Annotated in this window: 7 protein-coding genes; 6 read left to right on the top strand and 1 reads right to left on the bottom strand. The window is 73.1% G+C overall.

Annotated elements, in window-relative coordinates; all coding sequences use genetic code 11:
• Positions 1–71 precede the first annotated feature (71 nt).
• The 6 genes from GT045_RS00810 to GT045_RS00835 all read left to right on the top strand — a co-directional run bounded on the left by GT045_RS00810 (position 72) and on the right by GT045_RS00835 (position 5260).
• Positions 72–1358, top strand: coding sequence for an ABC transporter substrate-binding protein (locus tag GT045_RS00810; RefSeq protein ID WP_161332974.1), 1287 nt, complete (start codon positions 72–74; stop codon positions 1356–1358).
• The gene (locus tag GT045_RS00815) at positions 1352–2323 is read left to right on the top strand and encodes a sugar ABC transporter permease (protein ID WP_161332969.1); all 972 of its coding nucleotides are present in this window, start codon (positions 1352–1354) and stop codon (positions 2321–2323) included. The genes GT045_RS00810 and GT045_RS00815 overlap by 7 nt, the downstream gene beginning before the upstream one ends.
• Positions 2320–3189: a carbohydrate ABC transporter permease gene (locus tag GT045_RS00820; RefSeq protein ID WP_161332970.1), complete on the top strand. Its 870-nt coding sequence runs from the start codon at positions 2320–2322 to the stop codon at positions 3187–3189. Before GT045_RS00815 ends, GT045_RS00820 begins: the two co-directional genes overlap by 4 nt.
• 141 nt (positions 3190–3330) lie before the next feature.
• On the top strand, positions 3331–4110 hold the full coding sequence (locus GT045_RS00825) for a LytTR family DNA-binding domain-containing protein (RefSeq protein ID WP_161288091.1): 780 nt from the start codon (positions 3331–3333) through the stop codon (positions 4108–4110).
• 96 nt (positions 4111–4206) lie between these two features.
• The gene (locus GT045_RS00830; RefSeq protein ID WP_161332971.1) at positions 4207–4764 is read left to right on the top strand and encodes an SRPBCC domain-containing protein; all 558 of its coding nucleotides are present in this window, start codon (positions 4207–4209) and stop codon (positions 4762–4764) included.
• Positions 4765–4888: 124 nt separating this feature from the next.
• Entirely contained in the window at positions 4889–5260 is a 372-nt protein-coding gene (locus tag GT045_RS00835; protein WP_161332972.1) for a hypothetical protein, read from the top strand.
• Between the two features lie 22 nt (positions 5261–5282).
• Here GT045_RS00835 and GT045_RS00840 read toward each other — a convergent pair.
• Positions 5283–6200, bottom strand: a 918-nt coding sequence (locus tag GT045_RS00840; RefSeq protein ID WP_161332973.1) for a sensor histidine kinase, incomplete at its 5' end; no start/stop codon positions are given.

Genomic DNA, 6200 nt, shown 5'->3' on the forward strand with positions numbered 1-6200 from the left:
CCCGCCGCGCCCCCGGCCGGCAGCCGCCCCCCGCCCCCCACGGTCCCAGCCGCCGGCACGTCGCCCTCGGGCTGCCCTCGGCGCTCCTCGCCGCCGGATGCGCCGCACCGCACCGGGGCACCGGGCGGCCCGGGGACCCGATCGTCCTCACCCTGCTGTCGCACTACGCGAGCGGCGACCTCAAGGCGGCCCTGCAGGGCCCGGTCGACGAGTGGAACGCCACCCACGACCGGGTCAAGGTACGCACGACGGCCGTCGAGTTCACGGACCTGCTGACGACGTTCATGGTCCGGCAGGCCGCCGGCCGGGGCGCGGACCTCCTCCACCCGTACTGCCTGTGGAACGGCCAGCTCGTCCGGGCCGGCGTCCTGCGGCCCGCCCCGCCCGAGCACGCCGAGGAGATCAGGCGGGGCTACGGCGAGGCCGCGGTCGGCGCCGCCTCGGTGGACGGCACGGTCTACGGCTACCCGACCGAGGTGCAGACCTACGCCCTCTACTACAACAAGCGGCTGCTGCGCGAGGCCGGTGTGGACGGCCCGCCGCGGACCTGGCGGGAGCTGGAGGAGACGGCCCGCCGCACCGCCAGACGCGACCGCTACGGCAACACCCTGGTCCAGGGGTTCGGGCTGTCGACCTACGACGACTCCACCACCGTCGGCCAGACGCTCGCCCTGCTCAGCGCCGCGGGCGGCCGGTTCGTCGCCGCCGACGGCAGGAGCACCGCCATCGAATCGCCGGCCGGCCGGGCCGTGTTGGACCTGGAGCACCGCCTCGTGTCCCGGCGCGCGAGCGCTCCCGGCGTCAACGTCTACCAGGCGTTCCCGTCCGGACAGGTGGCCATGGTGATCAGTGCCGGCTGGTGGACCGCGAGCCTGAAGGCCCTGATGGGCAAGGACTACCGCGACGTGGGCGTCGCACCCGTGCCGGTCCCCGACGCGGGCGACACGCACGCCACCCTGTGCACCGGCTTCATGCTGGGCGTCAACACGGCCAGCGAACACCCGCACGAGGCTTGGGAGTTCCTGCGCTGGCTCAACACCGGCAGGACGGGCGTGCACGGCGCCGGGCGGGGCGCGACGGCCACCCGGATGAGCAGCCTGCAGGTGTCGGTCGGTTCCCTGACCGGCCGGGCCGACGACATGCGGACGCTGCTCGGCGCGGCCGGCGACCCGAACCTGCGCTCGTTCGCCGACGCCCTCGCCTACGCGGTGCCCGAGCCGAACGGGCCGGGCGCCCAGCAGGCCAAGGCGGTGCTGCGCAAGAACATCGAGGCGCTGTGGACCGGCCGCCAGTCGGTCGACGAGGCCCTGCGCAGCACCCGCCGCCAGGTCGACCAGGAGGTGGCACGCGCATGGTGAACACCCTGGCACCTAAGACGGCCGAGCCCGCCGGGCCGGCCGCGCACGGCACACGGACCCGCGCTCCCGGCCCCGGCCGCCGCGACCGCGCCCGGCGCCGCCAGCCCCTGCTCGCCTACCTCTTCCTGGCGCCCGCACTGCTGTTCTTCGCCGTCTTCCTGGTCCTGCCGCTCGGCTTCGCGCTGCTGCTGTCGATGTCCCGCTGGACCGGGTTCGACCTCGGCGACATCGACCCGGTCGGCCTCGACAACTTCGCCGGCCTGTTCGCGGACGGATCGGCGTTCCTGGTGCCGGTCCTCACCAACACGCTGCTGTTCGCCCTGGGCACCGTGGCCCTGGCACTCGCCGGCTCCGTGCTCGTCGCCACCTGCATCGACAAGCTGCGGTTCCAGGGGCTGTGGCGCACCCTGTACTTCCTGCCGATCGTCACGACCGTCGTCGCCGTCGGCAACGTGTGGAAGTACATGTACGAACCGGGCGGCCTCGTCAACGGTGTCCTCAACGCCCTCGGGCTCGACTCGGTGGCGTTCCTCCAGAACCCGGACACGGCGCTGCCCGCGGTCGTGGTCGTCCAGGCCTGGGCCTCGGTCGGCTCGGCGATCCTCATCCTGACCGCCGGGCTGAAGTCCGTACCCGAGTCGTACTACGAGGCCGCCGCGCTCGACGGCGCCGGTCCGGCCACCGTCTTCTTCCGGATCACCCTGCCCCTGCTGCGGCCGTCGCTGCTGTTCGTGTGCGTCACGCAGTTCCTCACCGGACTGCAGTCGTTCGCGCTGATCATCGTGATGACCAAGGGCGGCCCGGGCGACGCGACCGACGTGGCCGCGCTGGAGATGTACCGGCGGGCCTTCTCCTACGGCGACTGGGGCACCGCGAGCGCCGCCGCCTTCGTGCTGTTCCTGGTCGTCCTCGCGGTCACCCTGGCACAGTTGTGGATCTTCCGGCGCACGGGGGAGGACGTGTGAACCACCGCCGCTTCCCGTGGTTGTCGTACCTGCTGGTCGTCGTCGGCGCGGTGCTCACCGTGGTGCCGTTCCTCGACATGGTGATGACGTCGTTCAAGGGACCGGGCGAGGCCGGCACGCTGCCCTACCGGTTCCTGCCCGAGGCGTTCGACCTGTCCAACTACCGGGCGGCGGTCGACCAGCTCGACCTGCCCGTGCTCTTCCGCAACAGCGTCGTCGCCACCGCTCTGATCACCGGATCGGTGCTGCTCACCTCCTCGCTCGCCGGCTACGCCCTCGCGAAACTCCGCTTTCCGGGGCGGGAGTTCGTGTTCCGTCTCGTCCTGTCGACGATGATGTTCCCGCCGTTCCTCTTCTTCGTCCCGCACTTCCTGATCCTGGTGCACTGGCCGCTGGCCGGCGGCAACGACCTGCTCGGGCGCGGCGGCGCGGGCCTGACCGTCAGCATCGTGGCGCTCGCCGTGCCGTTCCTCGTCAACGGCTTCGGCATCTTCCTCACCCGCCAGTTCATGATCTCGCTCCCGGACGAGGTCCTGGAGGCCGCGCGCATCGACGGCGCCGGCGAGTTCGCCGTGTGGTGGCGGATCGTCGTACCGCAGACCAAGCCGGTCCTCGTGACACTCGGGCTGCTGACCTTCGTCGACGCCTGGAACGAGTACATCTGGGCGCTGCTGGTCTCGACGGCCGACCCGGACGTGATGACCCTCCCCGTCGGCATCCAGCTGCTGCAGGACCACGTCGACCCGGCCCGCACCATGCCCGTCGTCATGGCCGGCCTCGTCCTGAGCGTCCTGCCGGTCCTGACCCTCTTCCTGCTGCTGCAGAAGCACTACATCCGCGGGGTCATGCTCAGCGGCCTCAAGTAGCGGTCGGCGCCGGGCACCGGATGCCGTGACCCGGGACACGACCGGGTCACGGCCGGGACACACCGGCGTCCGCGATCTCGACGCCGACGGTCCGCGGGATCACCATGGAGGCATGGTCGGGGACGAGGGGAGCTGCCGGACATGCGGGTGAACGACGTGCCCTTGCGCGTCCTGGCCGTGGACGACGAGCGGCCCGCGCTCGACGAGCTGCTGCACCTGCTGGGGGAGGACCCCCGGGTCGGCACGGCCGTGGCCGCCCTGGAGCCCACCGAGGCGCTGCGCCGGCTCGGCGGGGCCGGGGCGCGGGGGCCGGACGGCGCGGAGGGTTTCGACGCCGTCTTCCTCGACACCGACATGCCCGGCCTGAGCGGACTGGAACTGGCCCGGCTGCTGGGCGGGTTCGCCGCTCCGCCGCTGATCGTCTTCGTCACCGCCCACGAGGACCTCGCCGTGCACGCCTTCGACCTCAAGGCCGTGGACTACCTGCTCAAGCCGCTGCGCAAGGAGCGCTTCGCCGAGGCCGTACGACGGGTCGCCGAGCTGGTCCGGGCCGGTCAGGGCCCCCGCCCGGCCGCGTCCGCCCCCGCCGTCGGCGACCAGGTGCCGGTGGAGCTGGGCGGGATCACCCGGTTCGTGCCGCTGTCCGACATCACCCATGTCGAGGCCCAGGGCGACTACGCGCGACTGCACACCGGCCGGGGCAGCCATCTGGTGCGGATACCGCTGTCCACCCTGGAGGAGCAGTGGCGCTCGCGGGGCTTCGTCCGGATCCACCGCAGCCGTCTCGTCGCCCTCGGCCGGATCGAGGAACTCCGGGTGGACAGCGGCAACCTGACCGTCCGGATCGGCGACCGGGTCCTCGCCGTGAGCCGGCGCAACGCCCGCGAGGTGCGGGACCTGCTGGCGGGCCGGGCGCGCTGAGCCCCCAGGGACAGGCCGGTGCGGCACCAAGTCAGCTGCTGTGGAAGGAACTTGGCGGCCGTCCGCCGCCCGTCGCGGCCGTGTTAGGTTGAGCCCATGGACGCAGGTCATCCCGCACCGGCGGAGCCGGGCACCGCCACGGCCGAAGGCCCGGCATCCCCTGCCCGGCACGGTTCGTTCTCCGTCGGCATGGACTTCACGGTGACGACGGCCGAGGTCTTCCGCGGTTTCGCCGACCCGTCCCTGCGGCGCCGCTGGTTCCGCCTGCCCGGCGGCTCCGCCACCGCCGAGCACGAGCTGGACTTCCGGGTGGGCGGCGGCGAGAGTGCCCGCAACCTCTTCGTGTCGGGGGACCTGGAGCAGCGCCTCGCCTACCGCTCCCGGTTCCTGGACATCGTGCCGGACGCCCGTATCGTCCTCGTCTACGAAGCCGAGGTCGACGGCATCCGACGCTGGGTCTCCCTGGTCACCGTCGAGCTGTCCGACGAGCCCGCCGGCTCCCGGCTGGCCTGGACCGAGCAGTACACCTGGCTCGTGCCCACGGGGGACGGCGCCGACGACGTCGCCCACCTGCGCGGAGGCACCCGCCTCGTGCTCAACGGCCTGTCCACGGTCGTGAACCCGGACCGCCACCCGGGAGTGCGCCGCCGGTAGCGCATTGCAGCTGGCAGGTAGAGCCGCTTACCGCTCGCCTGATTGTTCTGTCCTGTTCGCGAGAGCACCGTTGAATGTGAAAAAGCAACAAAACGGGCATCTCTTACACGACAGGAGTTTCATCATGCGTAACGTCACTTGGCCCCTCGCCGCCGTCGCCGGCCTCGCACTGGCCCTGGGCGGCGCCGCGACCTCGGCCGTCGCCGCGCCGGCGAACGCTGTTCACCTCGACCACTCCGTCACCTCCGTCGACTTCGCACGCGGCCATGGCGGCGGGGGTCACGGCGGTGGCGGCCACGGGGGCGGCGGGCACGGGGGCGGTGGCCATGGCGGCTACGGCCACGGCGGCGGCGGTCACGGCGGCTACGGCCACGGGGACTACGGAGACTACGGCCACGATCACGGCGACCGGGGCTACGGTGGCTTCGGCGGCTACGGTGGCTTCGACCGTGGCTACGACCACGACGGCGGGGGACACGGGGACTGGGGATGGTGACGGACCCCCGACGGGGGCCGGCCTAAGGCCGGCCCCCGTCGCGCTGCCCGGCCGGCAGCTCCGCACAGAGGGTGGTCCCCGCGGCGGGCGGGCTGTCCAGGGAGAGCCGGCCGTCGAGCGCCTCGACCCGGTCCCGCAGCCCCACCAGACCGGTGCCGCCGGCGAAACCCGCGCCGCCCACCCCGTCGTCCCGCACCCGGACCCGCAGCACGTCCGAGTCGGCGTCCACGGTGACGGTGACCGCGGACGCCTGCGCGTGCTTGGCCGCGTTGGTCAGCGCCTCGGAGACGACGTAGTAGGCGCTGACCTCGACCCGCTCGGGCAGCCGGTCCCGCACCCGGACCGCCAGGTCGACGGGGACGGCCGACCGACGGGCCAGTGCCTTCAGTGCGGGCGCCAGGCCGCCCTGGACCAGGATCGCGGGGTGGATGCCGCGGGCCACCTCACGCAGCTCGTCGGACGTGTCGCCGAGCCCGGCCACGATGTCGTCGAGTTCCGCGCGAAGCCGGCCCAGGCCCGCGGGCAGCTGTAGCTGCGCGTTGCGCAGCAGCAGGAGCAGCGAGACGAGCCGTTGCTGGACGCCGTCGTGCAGATCGCGTTCGATACGGCGGCGCGCGCAGTCGGCGGCGGTGACGATGCGCGCCCGGGAGGCGGTCAGTTCAGCCTGGGCCCGGGCGTTCTCGATGGCGATGGACACGAGATCGGCGAACGCCGCGAGCTGCGACCCGGTGTTCACCGGGAACGGTTCCTCGCTCCGCGCCGACACGACGATCCGGCCCCACACCTGCCCGGCCACGACGACCGGGCACTCGACCGCCGAGCCGGCGGCGGGGGCGCGTGCCGCCGAGCCGGTGGCGGGGGCGCGTGCCGCCGAGCCGGTGGCGGGGACGGGTGCCGCCGAGCCGGTGCCGGGGACGGGTGCGTCGGGTCCGCGCGGTGC

This window comes from Streptomyces sp. SID486, from assembly GCF_009865385.1.
Taxonomy (GTDB): domain Bacteria; phylum Actinomycetota; class Actinomycetes; order Streptomycetales; family Streptomycetaceae; genus Streptomyces.

Coding starts and splice junctions, on each gene's coding strand:
- GT045_RS00825 (WP_161288091.1), top strand. CDS start 3,331: ATGCGGGTGAACGACGTGCCCTTGCGCGTCCTGGCCGTGGACGACGAG.
- GT045_RS00815 (WP_161332969.1), top strand. CDS start 1,352: ATGGTGAACACCCTGGCACCTAAGACGGCCGAGCCCGCCGGGCCGGCC.
- GT045_RS00835 (WP_161332972.1), top strand. CDS start 4,889: ATGCGTAACGTCACTTGGCCCCTCGCCGCCGTCGCCGGCCTCGCACTG.
- GT045_RS00830 (WP_161332971.1), top strand. CDS start 4,207: ATGGACGCAGGTCATCCCGCACCGGCGGAGCCGGGCACCGCCACGGCC.